Here is a 20775-nt window from a genome sequence, read left to right as displayed (position 1 = left end):
GTGGAATTTAACCAGATAATAAATGCTTTTCTGCAATAAAAATGTATGCTAATGAGACAACTGGAATCTGCTCTGTAAGACTAAATTCCACTTGTCTGGTATGTGTGATATGGAGCCTTTATCCGCAGATTTGTTTTATTATCTGGTTTTATTTTTTCAATAATGCAGGCGTTAATACGATCTCATCTGCCGGTATTTCAGTGAGAGCAAAAAAATTTAAAAGTTCATGTGGGAGCATGATTTTTGCAAGAGCCATAGGCGACAATCCACCAAGGCTTTGTCTTGGAGTACTGTTGATATGGCTCATCATCAGATTGATCTCTTTTTGCGAGTAATCGTCAAAGGATGTTCCTTTCGGGCATATTTTTCGGATATATTCATGGTTCTTTTCACAATGCGGCTTTTGCCAGGAACACATCGGATCACAATAATAAATACTTGTCCGAATCAGGTTGTCTTCACCACATTCCAATGCATCCGGAATCTGAAATTCACCGCCTCTGTCCGTTAAAATCAGCGAAAAAGCAGAGGCAAAAGAAAAGGTTCCAATCGCATGCTCAATGGAGTCAAATACATTTTTTATATGATCGGATTCTTTGCTGTCAAGAAGATACGCCATCATAAAAGAACATTCGGAAAAGTGGAAAGTGAGTAACACCTTGTGGGAACCTTCACAGCCGAGAACGGTATCCATTTCAGTAACTCTTGTATCCGGGAACTCTTTTAAAAATGCCTGAAAGTCTTTGTAAGTACGACCTTCATAGATTGTTTTATCAACTAATTCAGAAGAGCCGGAAGAACGGAGCTTATATTTTACTTTTTTAGGCAGATCGATATTTTTAACACTCAAAGCTCCGGATTCAATGTAATTGTAAAGCGTTTTTTCTGAGTAAGGGATCTCCGGATGATTCTGTAGGATCATGTAAGGGGACTGCCCCTGCATAATCAGTGGGGAAACCAGTTCATCCAGCCTTATCAAATCTTCAGGAGAAATGTTGATACCAGTTCGCGATTCAATCAGAACGGTTCGATATTCCCTGTGAGCAATCGTGGCTCTATAATAAGCCTTATCCAAACGGCATCCGCTTTTTTTACTGCAAGCATTGCATACAAAGGGAGCTTTATCTAGTTTGGAACAATGATAACTGCGAGGAATGAAATCATCGCAATGGGAATTACAGTGGTTGCAGAGTTTACACATTCTTTTGCATATCGGAGCATAGATTTCACAGATATTCTTTTTTTTGCAGTCTTTTATTAGAGCACATTTATTTTTTGATTCATTGAAGTGGCTATGTTCCTGAATAGTGCGGTGCTTTTTAATTTCTTTGGAGATAGTGGTTGGATCTTTTCCTAACTGTAGCGCAATGCTATGGAGGGAGTTTCCTTGATCCAACCTTTTTTCAATTATAATACGCTGATCCATTGTCATATGCTTTTGATTTCCAGGGATAGATTTACACATAAGTACCTCTTTTCTACTGCGGATAGAAGGTACTAAAATAATATAGGATATAGAAGAAGAGAGTAAGACTAAATTCAGCATGATGGTGGAATTTAGTTTTTCATTTAAGGCTGCAGTCATATTCTGCAAAATAGCGGAGCAAAGGCGAAAGAAATCTGGTATAATCAAGGAGAGCAGATATCCGGTAAAGAACAGGAAATCTGCATAAAAAACAGTATGTGTAAGATTGTATCCGCTGCAGACAGTACGGGTGTGTGAAGGGAGAATGTATGGACAAAAGATATAGTGAAGAGGAAAAAGATACAAGAGAAGAATTGAAAAAGGAAATTAAAAGAGAAATAAAGAAACAAAATAGGAAACTCAAAATTAAGATTCCGTGGAAAATTCAAAAGATACTTATTATTATAGCGATTATCGCGCTTGCGGGAGGCGCGGGAGCGATCGGTATGAAACGCTATATTACTCATGAAAGCCAGACGACCAAACTTGGGTTTGAAGATATCGGGGAGTTGGCGACACAGGAGGCAAATTGCACAGAAGTAAATGTTACCGAAGATGTAAGAAAATTGTTCGGTATTGACATTCCGTTTACGCAGAGTAAATATATCTATAGTTACAATGTGATCGTAAAGGCGGGATATGATTTTGGCGAGATTCGATATGAAGTAAAAAAAGATTCTATCAAAGTGAAACTTCCTGAAGTCAGAATCTTAAGTTCGCAGGTTGATGAAGATTCGTTTCGTGTATATCATGAGAAGGAAAGCATTTTCAATCAGATCCGTCTGGAAGAGAATAACGCGGCGTTTGCCAAACTAAAAGAACAGGCCGAAAAAGACGCGGTGGCAAACGGGCTTTATGAGAATGCAAGAAGTAATGCAAAGACGATCCTGAAAGGATACTTTGCTCAGGCATATGATTTAGATGATTATAAAATCACATTTGAAGGAGGAGAAGGAGGGAATACAAATGAAAAATAAAATCTTGCTTGTACTCGGGATCATAGCCGCTGCAATCGCCATATTTTATTTTATATTATTTTTGACGGCATAGGAAAGAGAGTTCGTCGAGAAGACGTTGATTGTCTTTGCTGTCCATAACACAAAACCGGATAAATTCTCCGTCTAAACTTTTGAAGGAAGAACAATCGCGGATCATAAGACCGTTTTTGACGCAGTGAGTAAATACGTCAAAGGCGGTCGTTTCTTTTTGGAGAAGTTTTACAAGCAGAAAGTTAGCGTATGGCTTATATGTTTTATAAGCAGGCTGCTCTTTTAAAGCAGAGTACATTTTTTCCCGTTCGGAAAGAATGAGACGGCGGGTCTGTCTGATATATTCTTCGTCTTTCAGCATGAGTTCTCCGGCAAAAGCGCCGAGGCTGTTCAAAGACCAGGGAATCTGCTTTTCTTTCATTGCTTTTAAAAACGGCATGTTACCCGTGATACCATAACCTAAGCGGACTCCGGGCGCTGCAAAAAATTTTGACACGCCTCGTAAAACCATTAGATTTTTGAATGTTTTCGTAAAAGGTACTGCTGTGACGTCTTCGATAACAGGGGCAAATTCAACATAAGTCTCATCTATCATGACAAAGATGTCATGCTGTTCGCAAAATGTAAGAAGACGTTCCATATCAGATCGGAGAATGGCAGATGACGTAGGATTGTTCGGATTACATATGATAAGAAAATCATAACTTCCGGCAAGGAGCGACTGACAGAGAAAATCTACATTTAAAATAAACTCATCAGTTTCTTTTAAAAGAAACTCGTTGCATTTGCTATTTGAAAGTGACAACTCTCTGGAGTATTCCGAATAGGTTGGTCCAAGGAGAAGGGTGCGCTTTGGGGCGCGTGTTTCGATTAAAAGAGAGATAAGTTCACTCGAGCCGTTCCCGGGCAGTACGTAGTCTGCGGGAACGCCGCAGTATTCTGAAACGGTATTCCGAAGAGATTGATAGTCACGGTCGGGATAAGAGGAAAGAAGATCCAAATGGGATGCAAGAACCTGTTTTACATGGGTGGAGATACCGATAGGATTTACATTTGCGCCGAAGTTGACGATATCCTCCTGATTAAGATGATAGTATTCACATATTTTTTCGATATCGCTTCCGTGGAAAACAGGTTTTGTATTCATAGCATTTCCTTCCTGATGATTAAAAAAGTAATAATAACAGTAAAATATTAACGTGCAAAAAATAAAGCGTTTGTCTTGCCGGGCATCTTATTAAGCGTTTCGAGCTTCTTTTAATGCAATGGCAAGCTGATCCGGACAAGAGGTCGGTTTGAATCCGCACCGGATGCCTTCAATGCGCGAGATCGCCTCATCTACATCCATACCTTCGATGAGGTGAGAAATTCCCTGAAGATTCCCGCTGCATCCTCCGACAAAAGATACGTTTCTTACTTTATTGTCCACGATGTCAAAATGAATAAGACGTGAGCAGACGCCCTTTGGTTTGTATTCCATGATTTTACCTCCTGAAAACAGATTTCTTCATTTTTATAAAAGGAATTATAACAAACAGAGGAAGAAAATACAAATTTTGTGCGTCTGTTTTCGAGAAAAGTCGACATGAGTGCAGTCGGTTGAAAATCGAACGGGAACAGAAAGGAAGAAAGAGAAAAACAAGGGAGACGTATTTATACATATTACAGTCAGAGAGAGAGGATGCTTGCAGTTGAGAGGAAAAATAAAAAGTATATCTAAAACAGTATGAGATGATCTGCAAAAAAATGCGCGGCACGAAAAAAAGGAGAAAGAAGAAAATCGGGAAACCTACAAAAGAAAAGGCTGCGCGGTGTAGAAAAATGTAGAACGGTTTTTGCGGACAAGACAGAAATCCTGCCTTATAATGGCTACAAACACAAGCGGACGTTGACAGACGGGGCGTGTGAAAGATAAAAAAACAGGAGGGCTTGTTATGCTTGAGACAATGATGGTAAGTTCCGGATCGGTCATGTATGTGATGGCGGCAGTCGGGATACTTGGGGTGCTGGCAAAGATCGTAAACCGGATGACCTTGTACAGATTGATAAAAGCGGCTGGAAATATGCCGAAAAGTACGCATAAGCTGATGAAACTTGTAAAGGCAAAATACGAACATGCCTGTATGGCGCATGAGTCTGTGGAAAATGTCGGTGTATTTGTAGAAAAATATATCTATGAATACAGAGGATTTTTGTTTCGGATACACACATGGCGTCAGATCGAGCTGTTGTCTGTTTGGTTTGTCGGTATTTTAGCGGTGATCGGCGCGGCGCTTTCTTACATGGAAGGCGGACTTACGGAAACGGTTTATCAGTACATAGCAGGCGGGGCGGCGGAAGCGGTGCTTCTTATGGTGATCATTCGTATGTCGGACGAGCCGTATAAGATAAAAGCGATTAAAATGTATATGGTCGATTATTTGGAAAATGTATGCGCTGTCAGGGTAAGAAGACAGAACAGGAAAGAAAAAGAATTTATTGACGTAATCCCGTCAGAAAATGTAAATGGAGGTGGAAAAGTAAAAGAACAAAAAACATTTGCCGGGGCGGACGATAAGAAAGAAGGAGCGTCTGCCGGTACAGTACCGGTGCAGGAGAACAGGGCAGATAGAAAGGAAAACGCAAAAGGCGCCGCAACAATGCAGGAGACGGAGTATGAACAATGGCGGGCGCAGGCAGTCAGAGAGATTTTAGATGAGACAGGGAGCAGTATGGTAGAGAAACGGCTTCCTATTAATATCGAAGGCGAGCCGCAAGAGAGAAAGAAAGCGGAAAAGCTCAGTCAAAATGTCGGCAGAGGAGGGGGAGAACACGAACCGGACAGCGGGCATCCGCAGATCAGAGAGGAGACGATACGGCAAATACTGGAGGAATTTCTTGCTTAGGAAGTGTATATTTGTTAAAATAAGAGTATATGGCGGAGAGTAATTCTGCCGGATCTATAAAACAGACAAAAGATAAATCATAAAATAAGTATCAGAGAGGATGGATTGTGATGAGCAAAGTAACATTTGATTATTCAAAGGCATGTGGTTTCGTACAGGATCATGAGATGCAGTATATGAGCGAACTGGCAGAGCAGGCAAAGGAAAAGCTGCTTGCAAGAACGGGCGCCGGAAACGACTTCCTCGGCTGGATCGATCTTCCGGTTGATTATGATAAAGATGAGTTTGACCGGATCAAAAAAGCGGCTGAGAAAATCAGAGAAGATTCGGAAGTGCTTCTTGTGATCGGAATCGGCGGATCTTATCTCGGAGCAAGAGCGGCAATCGAATTTCTCGGACACTCTTTTGCGAACGTTGTATCAAAAGAAGTGAGAAAATCTCCGGAGATTTATTATGTCGGCAACAGTATCAGCAGTACATATGTAAAAGATCTGATCGATGTGATCGGAGATCGTGATTTTTCAATCAATATGATCTCCAAATCGGGAACGACGACGGAACCGGCTATCGCTTTCCGCGTATTTAAAGAACTGTTGGAGAAAAAATACGGAAAAGAAGAGGCTGCAAAGAGGATTTACGCAACGACGGACAAAGCGAAAGGAGCGTTGAAAAATCTTGCCACAGAAGAAGGTTACGAGACATTCGTTGTGCCGGACGATGTAGGCGGTCGTTTCTCTGTTCTTACTGCAGTAGGTTTGCTGCCGATCGCGGTAAGCGGAGCGGATATCGACAAATTAATGGAAGGAGCGGCATCGGGAAGAAAGGCGGCTTTGGAAGCTGATTTTGAAAAGAATGGCGCAATGCAGTATGCGGCTGTCAGGAATATTCTTCTTCGTAAAGGAAAAACTGTGGAAGTGCTGGCAAACTACGAACCGAGTCTTCATTATGTATCCGAATGGTGGAAACAGCTTTACGGAGAGAGTGAAGGCAAGGATCAGAAAGGAATCTTTCCTGCATCTGTAGATCTTACGACAGATCTTCATTCTATGGGACAGTTTATTCAGGATGGAAACAGAATTCTTTTTGAGACGGTTCTTAATGTAGAAAAATCAAGAGCAGAGATTGTGATCAACGAAGAACCGGTAGATCTTGACGGATTGAATTATCTTGCCGGAAAAAATGTTGATTTCATTAACAAGAGTGCGATGAACGGAACGATCCTTGCGCATACGGACGGTAATGTGCCGAACCTTATGGTAAAGATTCCGGAGCAGAATGAGTTTTATCTCGGGGAATTGTTTTACTTTTTTGAATTTGCATGCGGAGTGAGCGGATATTTACTCGGCGTTAATCCGTTCAACCAGCCGGGTGTTGAAAGTTATAAGAAGAATATGTTCGCCCTGCTTGGAAAACCGGGATTTGAAAAAGAAAGAGAAGAACTGCTTAAGAGACTGTAGTTTTAAAATTTCTTGTTGGATTTCCGTAAATAGAGTATAATAATAAGCGGTCGGAATTACCGGCTGCTTATTTGCATTATAGAAACTATTCAAATATCAGAAAAACAGTTTTGGGGTGCGTTATGCACGGATGATACGATCAAGGAGGGTGCGTTATGTTAAGAATCGGAATGTTGACAAGCGGCGGAGACTGTCAGGCATTAAATGCGGCGATGCGCGGAGTTGTGAAAGGAATCTGCTCCAAACGGGACGATGTGGAGATCTACGGTTTTAAAGACGGATATAAAGGATTGATCTATGCGGACTTCAGTATGCTTACACCGAAAGATTTTTCCGGCATTCTTACAAGAGGCGGAACGATTCTCGGAACATCGAGACAGCCGTTTAAATTGATGAGAGTTCCTGATAAAGACGGGCTCGATAAAGTAGAGGCGATGAAGCATACATATCATAAGCTGAATCTGAACTGTCTTATTATTTTAGGAGGAAACGGAACGCATAAAACGGCAAATCTTCTTCGGGAAGAGGGATTGAATGTGATCACGCTTCCGAAGACGATCGATAACGATCTGTGGGGAACAGAAATGACATTCGGATTTCAGAGCGCGGTGGATATTGCGACAGATACGATTGACAGAATCCATACGACGGCAACGTCCCACAGCCGTGTATTTATTATAGAGGTAATGGGACACAAAGTAGGATATGTAACGCTTCATGCAGGTATAGCGGGCGGCGCGGATATTATCCTTCTTCCGGAAATCCCTTATGATATCAATGTGATCACAGATGTGATCAACAGACGGTCGAGAGAAGGAAAACCGTTTACGATTCTTGCGGTTGCGGAAGGTGCAATCTCGAAAGAGGATGCAAAACTGAAAAAGAAAGAATATAAAGAGAAGATCTCCAAGAGAAAATATCCGTCTATCGCATATGAGCTGGCAGAGCAGATCCAAGAAGCGACAGATAAGGAAGTAAGAATTACCGTTCCGGGACATACACAGCGCGGAGGTTCTCCGTGTGCATACGACCGTGTATTTGCAACTCGGGTCGGAGCAAAGGCGGCCGAGATGATACTGGAAGGAAAATACGGATATATGGTCGCTATGAGAGATGGCGAGACGACGGCAGTTCCGCTTGAAGAAGTGGCGGGAAAATTAAAGATGGTAGATCCGAAATGCGGATTGATCAAAGAAGCGAAAACAATAGGTATCAGTTTTGGCGATGAATAAACGAAATAAACTAAGAAATCAGGCAGAGGTGTAAAACATGTCATATACGGCGCTTTATAGAAAATTTCGCCCGGCAGAGTTTGGAGATGTAAAAGGGCAGGATCATATTATTACAACATTACAGAATCAGATCAAGGCAAACCGTATCGGACATGCATATCTTTTCTGCGGTACAAGAGGTACGGGAAAAACAACGGTTGCGAAAATATTTGCGAAAGCGGTAAACTGTGAGCATCCGGTTGACGGCAGTCCGTGCGGTGAGTGCGAGATGTGTAAGTCGATCGCGGCAGGTACGTCTATGAATGTGATTGAGATTGACGCGGCGTCTAATAACGGCGTTGATAATATCCGTGAGATTCGGGAAGAGGTGACGTACCGTCCGACAGAAGGAAAATATAAGGTTTATATTATTGATGAAGTACATATGCTGTCTATAGGAGCGTTTAACGCGCTTCTTAAAACATTGGAAGAGCCGCCGGAATATGTTATCTTTATTCTTGCCACAACAGAAGTTCATAAAATTCCGATCACGATTTTATCACGATGTCAGCATTATGATTTCAAGAGGATCAGTATTGAGACGATTACGGAACGTATGCAGGAATTGATGGATACAGAGCATGTAGAAGCAGAGGATAAAGCGCTGCGCTATATAGCGAAAGCGGCGGACGGATCGATGAGAGACGCGCTTAGTCTTCTTGATCAGTGTATTGCATTCTATCTTGGGCAGAAGGTGACATACGAGCATGTTTTGGAAGTGCTGGGAGCGGTGGATACGGATGTATTCAGCAGACTTTTGCGGAAAGTGATCAATACGGATGTGCCGGGTGTGCTCGACGTTGTGGAGGAACTCGTAATGCAGGGAAGAGATCTGACGCAGCTTACGGCAGATTTTACATGGTATTTAAGGAACTTGCTTCTCGTAAAAACATCTGATAATATAGAGGATGTTCTGGATGTGTCTACGGAAAATATGATGCAGTTAAAAGAAGAATCCGGGATGATCGAGACAGCAGCGTTATTCCGGTATATCCGTGTTTTTTCAGAGCTTTCCGGGCAGTTAAAATATGCGACGCAAAAGAGAATCATGCTAGAGGTGGCTTTGATTAAATTATGTACTCCGGCAATGGAAACGAAGCAGGATACTATTTTAGAGCGGATCCGTGCGGTGGAAGAAAAAGTGGAAAAAAGCATGGAAGCTTCAGCAAATATGCAGGGGCAGATCGTCTATGTAAACGGAGACGGAGCGCAGATCGCAGGCGGATCGGTGATTAATGGAAACACCGAGGGCAATTTTGCAGGCGCTCGTGCGCAGAGACCGCAAATTCCAGATGCGATTCCCGAAGACGTACAGGAAGTCGTAAAGAATTTTAGAATGATTGCCGGAGAAGCTTCAGGTATTATAAAGGGGTATCTGAAAAGCGCCCGCTTAAGTCTGGGCGGAGACAACCGGCTTTTGATCGTTCTTCCGGACAGTCTTGCGGCAAGCGTCGTAGGGCGGGAAGATCACGTTGAAGAGTTGGAAAAATTAATCGAAGAACGGATCGGAAAACGTGTGGAAGTAGAAGTGCGTCATGTAGAAGAAGGCAGACATTTTGAGGATACATTCATAGATATAGAACAAAAGATCAATATGAAGATAACGGTGGAGGATTGATTATGGCAAAAAGAGGCGGTTTTCCGGGTGGAGCGATGCCGGGAAATATGGCAAATCTTATGAAACAGGCGCAGAAGATGCAGCGTCAGATGGAAGAGCAGCAAAAAGAGCTTGAGGCAAAGGAATTTACGGCGACGGCAGGCGGCGGAGCGGTTGAAGTGACTGTTTCGGGAAAACGCGAAGTGACAAAAGTAAAACTTGCGGAAGAAGTCGTTGATCCGGATGATATTGAGATGTTGGAAGACTTGATCGTTGCGGCGACAAATGAGGCGCTGCGTCAGATCGATGAGGCGACAGGTTCTGCTATGTCTAAGCTGACAGGCGGCATGGGCGGCGGAATTCCGGGGATGTTTTAAGGATGGAATATTACAGTAATCAGATCAGCCGTCTGATCGAAGAATTTTCCCGTTTGCCGGGGATTGGCAGCAAGTCGGCGCAAAGGTTGGCGTTTCATGTGATCAACATGCCGCTGGATCAAGTGGAAGGTTTGGCAAAATCAATTATTGACGCAAGGAAAAATGTGCGGTATTGTAAAGTGTGCTGTACACTTACAGATCGGGAAACCTGTCCGATTTGCGGAAATCCGGATCGCGACAAGAAAACGATCATGGTCGTTGAGACACCGCGGGATCTGGCAGCGTATGAAAAGACAGGAAAATATAACGGAGTATATCATGTGCTCCACGGGGCAATCTCTCCGATGCTGGGAATCGGCCCGGGAGATATCCGTCTGAAAGAACTGATGGAACGGCTTCAGGGAGACGTGAATGAAGTGATCATTGCAACGAATTCAAGTCTGGAAGGCGAGACAACGGCAATGTATATAAGCAAACTCATAAAACCGGCGGGAATAAAGGTGAGCAGGATTGCCAGCGGCGTTCCGGTCGGAGGAGATTTGGAATATATTGACGAGGTGACGCTTTTAAGAGCGCTTGAAGGCAGGACAGAACTGTAAGATAGAGCAGAAATAATAAACAGAAGTAATAAACAGAAGTAAGAAAGAGGAGACATTAAAGAGGAGACATTATGGACAAGTTAAAGTTGATGAAAACTGCAAATGAAGTCCGCAAGGGAATTGTGACATCGGTTCACAGTGCGAAAGCAGGACATCCGGGCGGATCACTTTCCGCGGCGGATCTATTCACTTATCTGTATTTTGAGGAATTGAATGTAGATCCGAAAGACCCGAAAAAAGCGGACAGAGATCGTTTCGTCCTCTCAAAGGGACATACAGCGCCGGGGCTTTATGCCGCGTTGGCAGAGAAAGGATTTTTCCCGAAAGAAGATCTGATCACACTGAGACATACAGGTTCTTATCTTCAGGGTCATCCGGATATGAAGTGCATTCCGGGTGTTGATATGTCTTCAGGTTCTCTCGGACAGGGAGTTTCTGCGGCTGTAGGAATGGCGATTGCGGCAAAGATATCGGGTGATGATTACCGCGTATATACACTTCTCGGTGACGGAGAGATCCAGGAAGGTCAGGTGTGGGAAGCGGCGATGCTTGCGTCTCACCACAAACTGGATAACCTTCTTGTGATCGTGGATAATAATAATCTTCAGATCGACGGTGAGATTACAAAAGTGAACTCTCCGTATCCGATAGATAAAAAGTTTGAAGCGTTTAATTTTCACGTGATCAATATTGACGGAAATGATTTTGATCAGATTGACGCTGCATTTAAAGAGGCAAAATCAGTAAAAGGACGTCCGACGGTGATCATAGCCAAGACTGTGAAAGGAAAAGGAGTTTCTTTTATGGAAAATCAGGCGGGATGGCATGGAAAAGCGCCGAACGACGAGGAATTTAAAATCGCGATGGCAGATTTGGAAAAGGCAGGTGAAGCGTTATGTCAGAAGTAAAGAAGATTGCGACGAGGGAAAGTTACGGAGAAACGCTGGTAGAGCTTGGGGCGGAACATGAAGAGATCGTTGTGCTTGACGCGGATCTTGCGGCTGCGACAAAAACAGGTTTATTTCAGGCTGCATATCCCGAACGTTTCATCAACTGCGGTATCGCGGAAAGTAATATGATCGGCGTGGCAGCAGGATTGGCGGCTGCGGGTAAAGTTCCGTTTGCAAGTTCCTTCGCAATGTTTGCGGCGGGACGGGCTTATGAGCAGGTAAGAAATTCAGTCGGTTATCCGCATCTGAACGTAAAAATCGGAGCAACACATGCCGGAATTTCCGTAGGTGAAGACGGAGCGACACATCAGTGTAATGAAGATATTGCTTTGATGCGTACGATTCCGGGAATGGTTGTGATCAATCCGTCTGATGACATAGAGGCAAGAGCGGCGGTGCGCGCGGCTTACGAATATGTAGGGCCGGTGTATATGCGGTTCGGACGTCTGGCTGTTCCGGTGATCAATGACAGACCGGGTTATAAGTTTGAACTTGGGAAAGGCGTTGTGCTTCGAGAAGGAAAAGACGTAACGATCATTGCGACAGGACTTCCTGTCAACAACTGTCTGCAGGCAGCGGAGAAGCTGGCAGCGGAAGGTATTGATGCAAAAGTGATCAATATTCATACGATCAAGCCGCTTGACGAAGAACTTATCATTGCGGCCGCACAGGAAACAGGCAAAGTCGTTACAGTCGAAGAGCATTCGGTTATCGGAGGACTTGGAAGCGCAGTATGTGATGTGCTTTCCGCAAATGTTCCGACAAAAGTGCTTAAGATCGGAATTAACGATGTGTATGGAGAATCAGGTCCGGCGCTTGAACTGATCGAAAAATACGGACTTGGCATAAACGGTATTTATGAAAAAGTAAAAGCGTTCGTATCATAATATTACAAAAGGAGATGCTGTTCATTTTGAGCGGCATCTTTTATAATATGTCGAATTCTTCTGACAATAACTGATAAAATCATTTTTTTTATTGTGCTATCCTCATATCAACGCCGATAGAAACATTGTTGATTTTTAAAATATTCAGTTGATTTAGGAGGATGAGTATAAATGGAAAGACAGTTACCGAAAAACGTGCGTCAAATAGGAAATGTAAGCGACAGTCCTAAAATTTATGTGGAAGATTATGTAGATACATTTTTTGCCGGATTGTGTGAGAAATGTGAGAAAGCAGGCACAGACCCTATGGGGGCTTTTCTTGTCGGAGATATTCAAAACGGCGAGGATGAAGATTATGTTTATATTTATGGTGCGATTCAGATGCATGATCTGAAAATGTCGGATAAAGAATATGTGATTGATGAGGCTGCATGGAAAAACGCATATGAAGACTGCAAACAGTATTTTGAAGACGGGGAAATGCTAGGATGGTTTGTAGTACATCCCGGAGCGCCGCTCATTCCGGAACCGGAAACCGTAAAGCTTCATAAAAAATCATTTCCGAAGAAAAATACCGTTTTTATTATGAAAGATCCGGTAGAAAAAGAAGAGACATATTATGTACATAAAATGAATGACTTGCTGGAGATCGGAGGGCATTACACATATTATGAAAAAAATCCGTGTATGCAGAATTATATGATCTCCAGCCGGAAAAAAAATGGGGCGTCAGCGTCGGAAACAGTGGAAGACAGAGCTGCAAAGGACTTTCGTTCTTTGGCTAGAAAACGGAGCGAGCATCAAAAAGGCAGACGGCCGGGGAGTCTGATGTATGCTGCGGGAGCTTGTGTGATTTTGATACTTGTAATTATGGGGGTATCGTTGTTTAACAGTTTCGACAGGATGAAATCGGTACAAAACACGCTTGGATTTTTAGATAAAGAGACAGTTGCGTCAGATGGGAAAACGTCAGAAGAAACAACAGATGACGGATCTGTTCCCACATCTGCAGAAATTGAAGCAGTAAAAGGACAGACAGATGCAGATTCCGCAGATGAAAACAAAACAAAGGAGGAAAGTGTGTCAGGTCAAAAGGAAGACGGAAAAGATGAGAAAAATGAAAATCCGGAAAACAGCCTGTCTGAGAGCAATGATAAAAAAGAACCGGAGGGAAGCGATTCTGCGCAGGGGGCAGATGAACAGACTATTGGAAGCGCGAACGGTCAGGACGGGGTTTATATTGTAGAGAAAGGAGACACGCTGGCGATTATCAGCCGTAAGATATACGGCGATCTTGACCATGTAGACACGATTTGCAAAATGAACGGGATTACGGACGGCAATCTTATTTATATCGGACAGAAATTGCTATTGCCATGAAAGTATGGTAAGATGTTGGCGAATAGATTTAGCGGAAATAAAAAGGACATAAAACAGAAATATAAAGAAGGGGAGTTATATGACACAAAAGAAAAAAACGGATTTTAAAATAGTAACACCCCCCGATGATCTAAGTGAAGTTCGTGCTAAAACGAAGAAAATACACAGGGAAAAATTAAAAAAGATTGTTGTGCCGGTTATTCTTATTGCTCTTGCGGTAAGCGGAACATATCTGATGCTCACGAATAAGGCGTATAGTGAAGCCGGAACGGCGGTCAGGTACTCGACAGATAGTTCGGATACAAGTAATTATGCCCATTTTGCAAATGGAATCGTGCGATACAATCGGGATGGCGTTGTTTTTTTAAATAAGAAAAACGAAGAAAAGTGGATTCAGTCGACACAACTGAAAAATCCGATCATTGAGGTGAAAGAAAAAGCGTTTGCGGTAGGAGATATCGGAGGAAACAGCATTCTTGTATTTTCCGAAGAAGGTTTGAAAGGCGAGATTGAGACAAGTCTTCCGATTGAAAATATGGCGATTTCGGATCAGGGAATTGTGACAGTTCTGCTGAAAAATGAAACTGCGCCGAAGATCATTTCTTATGATGCAATGGGCAATGTTTTAGTGGAGCAGCAGGTAACTGTTCCTGTAATGGGTTATCCTGTTGCGATGGATATGTCTGACGACGGAAAGATGCTGGCGGTAACTTATTTTCATACAGACGACGCCGTGCTGAAGTCAAAAGTGATCTATTATAATTTCGGAGAGAGTGGAAAGGACAAGCCGGATAAGATCGTTGCATCGGATGAATATTCAGACACGATCATGGCAGACATTTTCTTTATGGGAAGCGACCGCTCTGTTGTAGTAGGAGATAACTCGATCGTCATCTATAAAGGGAAAGCCGAACCGAAAAAAGAAAAAGAGATATCGATCGGACAGGAGATACAGAGCGTATTTCACTCAGACCAATATATAGGGCTTATATTGCTTAACAGTGAAAAATCAGGATACGAGCTGCGGCTGTATGATCGGTTTGGGGAGAGGATACTTAATAAAGAGATTTCGGGACGATACGAAAATGCAAAGATAGAAGGCAGCGAAGTTATTATGTATGAAGGAAGTAAGTGCTGTATCGTGACCGCAAACGGAATCGTAAAATTTGAAGGAGACATAAAAACAGAGGCGCTGGAGATTTTCAAAGCTTCGGGATTGAACAGATACTATGTGATGAGCGCAGATGAATTACGGGTAATTTATCTGACGAAATAGGAGAGATTATGGATAATTGGCTTTTGATCATTGTAGGAACGATTTTTCTTATCTGTATTGCTTTTGGGTATGTTAGAGGATTTTTAAAACTCGGACTTTCCCTTTTGTCAACAATATTGACTCTTGTTCTTGTGCTGTTCCTTTCGCCGCATGTTACACGAGCGCTTAAGGAGTATACGCCTGTAGATGATTTCTTAGAAAGTAAAGTTACTGAGAAATTTATGCCGGAGATAACGTCTGAGCAGCTTCAGTCGATCGATCTGACAGGAACGCCATTGGAAAATCTTACGGCGGAAGACATCTCCAAGTTAAACGAGATGGACTGGGATGTGCTCGGCATTACGGCGGATGATATTTTAAGTGTGATCGGAGATATTCCGAAAGATGTGCAGATCAACTTGATTGAGGAAGCCCCTCTTCCCCGGTTTTTGAAAGATCAGCTTATAGAAAATAACAACAGCACGATTTACGGAGAGCTGGGAGTGAAAAGTTTTCCGAGATATGTGGCGGCATATGCATCGCATCTTGTATTGAATCTGTTGTCGTTTCTTGTGACATTTTTGCTGGCGATCATTCTTGTGAAGGCGCTGATGTTTGCTGTGAATATTATTGGGGAACTTCCGGTGCTTGGACTGGCAAATCATATTGCCGGAGGAGCGCTCGGTCTTTTGCTTGCGCTTGTCATTGTGTGGATCGGATTTCTCATCATGACGCTTGCCTATACGACAGAGGCGGGAAGCGCATGCTTTGAAATGGTTGAAAAGAGTAGTATTCTGCGTTTCTTATATGAAACAAATCCGCTTTTGATCCGCCTGTTAAAATTTTAAATCTGTATAGAAGAGGGCTGTTGGAAAAATAAACAAAATGTTATTTTGTAACTGAAAGTTACTGTATTTTGATGTACAGTAACTTTTTTTATTTTGTGATAAAATTAATTTTAATAGGGAAATTAAAAATTGGCGAAAAATTGACTTTTTTCTGTTATAAGATTTTTAATCTCATTGATAAGGAGTGAAAGTTTGTGGAAGAAAAATATAAGATCCTAATCGTAGATGACGAACAGTCTATTTTAGATATGTTGAAATTACAGCTTGAATTTGAAGGGTATTCTGTTTATACTGCCGGCAATGCGGCAGAGGCTTTGGATAAATTATCTTACTCGCCGGACATAGTTTTATTAGACATCAATATGGATGGCATGAACGGTTTGGATTTATGTGTCTCTATTCGTGATTTTATCTCTTGTCCGATTATTTTTCTCACTGCCAGAGTATCTGAGCAGGATAAGATCAACGGGTTAATGGCAGGCGGAGATGATTATATTACGAAGCCATTTTCTGTAAATGAATTGCTGGCAAGAATTTCGGCGCATTTACGACGCGAACAAAGAAGTCATAACAAGACAAAAAGTAAATTTTCAGAAGATCTTATTATTGATTATTCTGATAGAAGTCTTTATATCAAAGGGCATAAAATTGAATTGTCAAATAAAGAATTTGAAATTATACAACTCTTGTCTTCTAATGCAGGTCAGGTTTTTGACAGAGAAAAAATTTATGAAAATATTTGGGGCATTGACGGCAATGGAGACAGCGTTGTTATCAAAGAGCATATACGAAAAATACGTCTGAAATTTAATGAGTTTACGGATAAAGGTTATATTACTACAGTTTGGGGAGTCGGATATAAATGGGAAAAATAAGAGAAGTATTTCAAAAGATGTCGCTAAAACGATCATTAGTATTGCTGGCGGTATTTTGTCTTAGTCTGGTCAGCGCTCTTTCAGTAATTACAATATTGACATGTTCATCTATCCAGAAAAAAATACTTGATACAAGACCTATTATCATCACAGACTATGTAATTAGAGACGCAGATAGTAATGACACCGAAAATAATAACGGGGTTACTGCCGTACCGCAGAAATATACACATGGAGAACTTTCAAAAGAAAATCAATTATATTATTGGTGCATTACGATTCTTATGGTGTCCTTACCCATTGCCTATATTATAATCGCTTCTTTTATGGTGGCAAAATTATATTACAAATGGAAATTGAAGATACCGCTTGAAAATCTGAAAAATGGTATGTACCACATTTCACAGCAGGATTTAGATTTTCAGATACAATACACATCTGATGATGAGCTGGGGCAGTTATGTGATACATTTGAACATATGAAAAATGAGATTTACAAAAGCAATAGTAAAATGTGGAATATGCTTCAAGAGAGAAAAGCGCTGACGGCTTCTGTTTCACACGATTTAAGAACGCCGATCACGGTGCTCAATGGCTATCTTGATTATTTGGAAAAATCAATCGAAAGAAAAACTCTTACAAATGAAACCTTACAGACAACGATTAAAAATATGACAGAAGCTGTCGATAGATTAAAACGATATGTAGAGTGTGTGAAAGATATACAAAAAATGGAAGATATTGAGATCAAAAAAGATAATTATAATTTGAAAGAGTTGATTGCCGACATAACAAAAGAATTTTCTATTTTAGCGGCACGAGAGAATAAAAAACTTGTTATACGGGATTTTTCAAACTCTGATTTTATATCGACAGATAAAGCGATGTTATCAAAAGTTTTAGAGAATATTTTTGACAATGCACTCCGCTTTTCACATGAAGAAATTATATTTTCAATCAAAGAAAAAGAGGATTATTTGTATTTTTCAATGCAAGATGATGGAGTAGGTTTTACATCTGAAGAATTAAAATCCGCAGCTTCTTTCTTCTTCAGTTCCGCTTCAAACGGTGGAAATTTTGGCATAGGATTATCTATCTGTAAAATACTTAGTGAAAAATTCGGAGGGAATATATTTTTAGACAATCTTCCGGATCGTGGAGCAATTATTACAATCAAGATTAAAAAATAGGCGGAAACTTTTCTGAAATTTGACTTTTATATGAAATAATCTCCTTACAAAAAACGTAAGGAGGTTTTTTTATGGAAATTAGTATTGAACATTTGAATAAAAACTACGGGAAACAAAATGTGTTGAAAGATATTTCTTTACATATACCGATCGGAATGTATGGAATGTTAGGCGAAAACGGAGCCGGTAAGACAACGCTTATGCGTATATTGGCTACATTGTCAGAGCCGACAACGGGAATGGTAGAAATCAATGGGATTGATATAAAAAGGAAAAAAGAAATCAGAAAAATAATCGGTTATCTTCCACAGGAATTTTCGATATATCCAAATATGACGGTTTATTCTGCTTTAGATTATCTTGGGATTTTGACTGAACTTCCAAACAATATTCGTAAGAGGCGTATCAACGAACTTTTAAAACAAGTGAATTTGGAACACGAGAAGAATAAAAGATTTAAAAATTTATCCGGTGGTATGAAACGTCGTTTCGGTATTGCACAGGCATTATTAAATGATCCGAAAATTTTGATTATTGATGAGCCGACGGCAGGACTTGACCCAGAAGAAAGATTACGCTTTTACAATCTTCTTTCTGAATTGGCAGTGGAAAGAATTATTTTATTATCTACGCATATAGCAAGTGATATAGAAGCCACTTGTTCTAAAGCAGCTGTTTTATCTTCCGGAACTGTTGTTTTTGAAGGACAAATAGAAAAGTTGTTACAGCTTGGAAACGGAAAAGTCTATACTACCACGATTCTGCAAAATGAATTAAATCAGTTTAAACAGAAATACCGTGTTATCAGTATTTATCAAAATGGAATAAATGTATCTTGTCGCTTTTTATCAAACGCTGCACCAAAAAAAGAATGGGTTTCATGTCAGCCTACGATAGAGGACAGTTATATGTATCTCTTATCAAGTTTCAAGCAGGAGGTGGAATAGATGCTGTTTATTAAAGAATTGAAAAAAATTTGTTTTAGCTTTATATATGTATTGTTTATTGGATTGCTGCTTTTTAGCTGGCATGAAAATTTTTACGGTGTAACAACAAAAGAAATAACTGGTTCGCAAGGAAATGAGGTATCTATTTCTTCCGGGCTGACTGGTGGTTCGATTTTAGAAAAACCAGAAAAAAATAAAGAAAGCTATGGAATGAAAAATAAAGAAGTACCAGATAAAATTATGTGCGGTGGTACTGACAAGCTAATTATGGAATATCTTGCAAATTCCTATGCAACATATCCTTTTAGCTATTATAAGGAAGTAGTTTTAAATGAGAACGAGCAAAAAGAGATTTTAAATATAATCAAAGAAATAACAGGCTTAAATGAACAGCAGATCAATCATCTTCCAGATGATTATTTCCCTGCTGTAAATGGAAATGTTATTCACTTTGGCAGTAACGGAACACAAAGTGAAAATGGAGCTTTTACATTTGAAATGGGAAATGAAGAACAACCAACTGAAAATACTGATTATACAAAACAATTTGTAGCTCAAGTTTCTTACGAGGAATTTCAAGAGCTTATGAAAAAAGCAGAAAGTATCATTGGAACAGGTTCTAATTATTCTATGGAAAATTTATTGCAATATTATGGTCTGGCAGAAATGACTTATGAAGAAGCAATGAATGAATATGAGAAAACGATTTATGATGATAAAGTTTCTGCTGCTTTTGCAAGATTGTTTTGCGATTATATGACAAGAGATTTAGGTTTATATCCTGTGTTCTTAGTAGTTATCTTTTGGCTGAAGGATAGACGAAACCGTATGAATGAGCTGATTGACTGTAAACAGATCGGAACAACAAAGCTTATTACGATTCGTTTCTTAGCAATGCTTGCGGCAGTGTTATTGCCGATAACTATTTTGAGTTTTGAGTCGTTAATTCCATTGATTGAATTTTCTGCTGAAACCGGTATTGCAATAGATGTGTTTGCTTTTCTGAAATATATTGTTTGGTGGTTATTACCGACAGCAATGATTGTTACTTCTTCAGGAATGTTCTTGACAATTTTAACATCTATGCCGATAGCTATTTTGGTACAGTTTGTATGGTGGTTTATTGACACCTCTTTGACAGCGTTATCGGGAGATACAAAAATATTTACGCTGATGATACGGCATAATTTATTACGAGGCTCTGAACTTATAAAGCAAGATTTTAATTTGATCTGTTTGAATAGAGGACTGTTTGTGATCTTGTCTTTGATATTGATAGCATTATCTGTTGTAGTATATAACAAGAAAAGAGGTGGAAAGTTAAATTATGATTTCTTTTTGCAAAAGCATTTTGGATTTTTTAAGGATCGATTTACCGCTCACATTCAAAAATAGTTTATTACTGGCGGCTGTCTATACATTCATTATCCCGGTTATAAGAGGAATTTCTAATTTAGACAACATTCATTCCGCAGATGTATTCGGACAATCGTTAGCTCTGATAGGGGTATTTCTTTTCATTCCTATAATAAGGCAAGAATTGGAAGTTTCCGTAAAAGAGATTGTTTATACGAAAGTATGGTCATATAGAAAGAGCGTAAGCATTCGGCTGATATGCAGTTTCTGGATGATTACAGTTATGATTACTATATTCGCAAGTATTATGCGGCTTCAAAACTGCAGTTTTCCATTTTTAAAATATGTAACCGTGACAATTCTGTATGCTGTTTTTCTGGGGATTTTAGGACTTCTTTTTTCACAATTAGGAAATAATGTCATTATAGGTTATCTAGCTTCGCTAGG

The 20775-nt window shown here is 40.5% G+C and carries 19 protein-coding genes; 16 read left to right on the top strand and 3 right to left on the bottom strand.

Annotated features, from left to right (window positions below; all coding sequences use genetic code 11):
* Positions 1–148 precede the first annotated feature (148 nt).
* Positions 149–1465, bottom strand: a complete 1317-nt coding sequence (locus tag ACH9UM_RS13035; RefSeq protein WP_004845211.1) for an IS30 family transposase — start codon at positions 1463–1465, stop codon at positions 149–151.
* Between the two features lie 269 nt (positions 1466–1734).
* Here ACH9UM_RS13035 and ACH9UM_RS13030 point away from each other — a divergent pair, with 269 nt between their 5' ends.
* The gene (locus tag ACH9UM_RS13030) at positions 1735–2442 is read left to right on the top strand and encodes a DUF4230 domain-containing protein (protein WP_004848189.1); all 708 of its coding nucleotides are present in this window, start codon (positions 1735–1737) and stop codon (positions 2440–2442) included.
* Positions 2443–2497: 55 nt separating this feature from the next.
* On the opposite strand, the gene ACH9UM_RS13025 is transcribed toward ACH9UM_RS13030, so the two are convergent.
* Both ACH9UM_RS13025 and ACH9UM_RS13020 read right to left on the bottom strand, forming a co-directional pair.
* Positions 2498–3601 carry a histidinol-phosphate transaminase gene (locus ACH9UM_RS13025; protein ID WP_004848190.1) on the bottom strand — a complete coding sequence of 368 codons (1104 nt, stop codon included), beginning with the start codon at positions 3599–3601 and terminating at the stop codon, positions 2498–2500.
* Between the two features lie 90 nt (positions 3602–3691).
* Positions 3692–3934 carry a TIGR03905 family TSCPD domain-containing protein gene (locus tag ACH9UM_RS13020; RefSeq protein ID WP_004848192.1) on the bottom strand — a complete coding sequence of 81 codons (243 nt, stop codon included), beginning with the start codon at positions 3932–3934 and terminating at the stop codon, positions 3692–3694.
* 454 nt (positions 3935–4388) lie between these two features.
* Here ACH9UM_RS13020 and ACH9UM_RS13015 point away from each other — a divergent pair, with 454 nt between their 5' ends.
* The 15 genes from ACH9UM_RS13015 to ACH9UM_RS12945 all read left to right on the top strand — a co-directional run bounded on the left by ACH9UM_RS13015 (position 4389) and on the right by ACH9UM_RS12945 (position 20367).
* Positions 4389–5339, top strand: a complete 951-nt coding sequence (locus ACH9UM_RS13015; protein ID WP_004848199.1) for a hypothetical protein — start codon at positions 4389–4391, stop codon at positions 5337–5339.
* A 107-nt stretch (positions 5340–5446) separates the two neighbouring features.
* The gene (locus ACH9UM_RS13010; RefSeq protein ID WP_044929464.1) at positions 5447–6796 is read left to right on the top strand and encodes a glucose-6-phosphate isomerase; all 1350 of its coding nucleotides are present in this window, start codon (positions 5447–5449) and stop codon (positions 6794–6796) included.
* Positions 6797–6951: 155 nt separating this feature from the next.
* Entirely contained in the window at positions 6952–8028 is a 1077-nt protein-coding gene (locus ACH9UM_RS13005; protein ID WP_004848203.1) for a 6-phosphofructokinase, read from the top strand.
* A gap of 37 nt (positions 8029–8065) precedes the next feature.
* Positions 8066–9685, top strand: a complete 1620-nt coding sequence (dnaX, locus tag ACH9UM_RS13000; protein WP_004848205.1) for a DNA polymerase III subunit gamma/tau — start codon at positions 8066–8068, stop codon at positions 9683–9685.
* 2 nt (positions 9686–9687) lie between these two features.
* A complete protein-coding gene (locus ACH9UM_RS12995; RefSeq protein WP_004848206.1) occupies positions 9688–10041 on the top strand; it encodes a YbaB/EbfC family nucleoid-associated protein in 354 nt (117 codons plus the stop codon).
* A 2-nt stretch (positions 10042–10043) separates the two neighbouring features.
* Positions 10044–10640 carry a recombination mediator RecR gene (gene recR / locus ACH9UM_RS12990; RefSeq protein ID WP_004848207.1) on the top strand — a complete coding sequence of 199 codons (597 nt, stop codon included), beginning with the start codon at positions 10044–10046 and terminating at the stop codon, positions 10638–10640.
* Positions 10641–10711: 71 nt separating this feature from the next.
* Complete coding sequence (locus ACH9UM_RS12985; RefSeq protein ID WP_009242941.1) at positions 10712–11548, top strand: transketolase; 837 nt, start codon at positions 10712–10714, stop codon at positions 11546–11548.
* Entirely contained in the window at positions 11536–12477 is a 942-nt protein-coding gene (locus ACH9UM_RS12980; RefSeq protein ID WP_400091542.1) for a transketolase family protein, read from the top strand. Before ACH9UM_RS12985 ends, ACH9UM_RS12980 begins: the two co-directional genes overlap by 13 nt.
* A gap of 171 nt (positions 12478–12648) precedes the next feature.
* Complete coding sequence (locus ACH9UM_RS12975; RefSeq protein ID WP_004848213.1) at positions 12649–13857, top strand: LysM peptidoglycan-binding domain-containing protein; 1209 nt, start codon at positions 12649–12651, stop codon at positions 13855–13857.
* Between the two features lie 79 nt (positions 13858–13936).
* Complete coding sequence (locus ACH9UM_RS12970) at positions 13937–15133, top strand: DUF5711 family protein (RefSeq protein WP_004848216.1); 1197 nt, start codon at positions 13937–13939, stop codon at positions 15131–15133.
* A gap of 8 nt (positions 15134–15141) precedes the next feature.
* Complete coding sequence (locus ACH9UM_RS12965; RefSeq protein ID WP_004848219.1) at positions 15142–15960, top strand: CvpA family protein; 819 nt, start codon at positions 15142–15144, stop codon at positions 15958–15960.
* Positions 15961–16154: 194 nt separating this feature from the next.
* A complete protein-coding gene (locus ACH9UM_RS12960) occupies positions 16155–16835 on the top strand; it encodes a response regulator transcription factor (protein ID WP_009242939.1) in 681 nt (226 codons plus the stop codon).
* Positions 16823–18025: a HAMP domain-containing sensor histidine kinase gene (locus ACH9UM_RS12955; protein ID WP_302013578.1), complete on the top strand. Its 1203-nt coding sequence runs from the start codon at positions 16823–16825 to the stop codon at positions 18023–18025. Before ACH9UM_RS12960 ends, ACH9UM_RS12955 begins: the two co-directional genes overlap by 13 nt.
* 71 nt (positions 18026–18096) lie before the next feature.
* The gene (locus tag ACH9UM_RS12950; RefSeq protein ID WP_009320405.1) at positions 18097–18972 is read left to right on the top strand and encodes an ABC transporter ATP-binding protein; all 876 of its coding nucleotides are present in this window, start codon (positions 18097–18099) and stop codon (positions 18970–18972) included.
* On the top strand, positions 18973–20367 hold the full coding sequence (locus ACH9UM_RS12945; protein WP_004848227.1) for an ABC transporter permease: 1395 nt from the start codon (positions 18973–18975) through the stop codon (positions 20365–20367).
* The last annotated feature ends 408 nt before the right edge of the window (positions 20368–20775 follow it).

The organism is Mediterraneibacter torques, assembly GCF_044591705.1.
Lineage (GTDB): Bacteria > Bacillota > Clostridia > Lachnospirales > Lachnospiraceae > Mediterraneibacter > Mediterraneibacter torques.
Note: the sequence above shows the minus strand (reverse complement) of the source record. Positions and strands in the feature narration are given on the sequence as shown.

What these genes read in the sequence shown, in the direction of transcription:
- ACH9UM_RS12975 (WP_004848213.1), top strand. Translation starts at nt 12,649, where the DNA reads ATGGAAAGACAGTTACCGAAAAACGTGCGTCAAATAGGAAATGTAAGC.
- ACH9UM_RS12965 (WP_004848219.1), top strand. Translation starts at nt 15,142, where the DNA reads ATGGATAATTGGCTTTTGATCATTGTAGGAACGATTTTTCTTATCTGT.
- ACH9UM_RS12980 (WP_400091542.1), top strand. Translation starts at nt 11,536, where the DNA reads ATGTCAGAAGTAAAGAAGATTGCGACGAGGGAAAGTTACGGAGAAACG.
- ACH9UM_RS13035 (WP_004845211.1), bottom strand. Translation starts at nt 1,465, where the DNA reads ATGTGTAAATCTATCCCTGGAAATCAAAAGCATATGACAATGGATCAG.
- ACH9UM_RS13025 (WP_004848190.1), bottom strand. Translation starts at nt 3,601, where the DNA reads ATGAATACAAAACCTGTTTTCCACGGAAGCGATATCGAAAAAATATGT.
- ACH9UM_RS13020 (WP_004848192.1), bottom strand. Translation starts at nt 3,934, where the DNA reads ATGGAATACAAACCAAAGGGCGTCTGCTCACGTCTTATTCATTTTGAC.
- recR (WP_004848207.1), top strand. Translation starts at nt 10,044, where the DNA reads ATGGAATATTACAGTAATCAGATCAGCCGTCTGATCGAAGAATTTTCC.
- ACH9UM_RS12945 (WP_004848227.1), top strand. Translation starts at nt 18,973, where the DNA reads ATGCTGTTTATTAAAGAATTGAAAAAAATTTGTTTTAGCTTTATATAT.
- ACH9UM_RS12985 (WP_009242941.1), top strand. Translation starts at nt 10,712, where the DNA reads ATGGACAAGTTAAAGTTGATGAAAACTGCAAATGAAGTCCGCAAGGGA.
- ACH9UM_RS12995 (WP_004848206.1), top strand. Translation starts at nt 9,688, where the DNA reads ATGGCAAAAAGAGGCGGTTTTCCGGGTGGAGCGATGCCGGGAAATATG.
- ACH9UM_RS12950 (WP_009320405.1), top strand. Translation starts at nt 18,097, where the DNA reads ATGGAAATTAGTATTGAACATTTGAATAAAAACTACGGGAAACAAAAT.
- ACH9UM_RS13030 (WP_004848189.1), top strand. Translation starts at nt 1,735, where the DNA reads ATGGACAAAAGATATAGTGAAGAGGAAAAAGATACAAGAGAAGAATTG.
- ACH9UM_RS13005 (WP_004848203.1), top strand. Translation starts at nt 6,952, where the DNA reads ATGTTAAGAATCGGAATGTTGACAAGCGGCGGAGACTGTCAGGCATTA.
- ACH9UM_RS12970 (WP_004848216.1), top strand. Translation starts at nt 13,937, where the DNA reads ATGACACAAAAGAAAAAAACGGATTTTAAAATAGTAACACCCCCCGAT.
- ACH9UM_RS12955 (WP_302013578.1), top strand. Translation starts at nt 16,823, where the DNA reads ATGGGAAAAATAAGAGAAGTATTTCAAAAGATGTCGCTAAAACGATCA.
- ACH9UM_RS13015 (WP_004848199.1), top strand. Translation starts at nt 4,389, where the DNA reads ATGCTTGAGACAATGATGGTAAGTTCCGGATCGGTCATGTATGTGATG.
- dnaX (WP_004848205.1), top strand. Translation starts at nt 8,066, where the DNA reads ATGTCATATACGGCGCTTTATAGAAAATTTCGCCCGGCAGAGTTTGGA.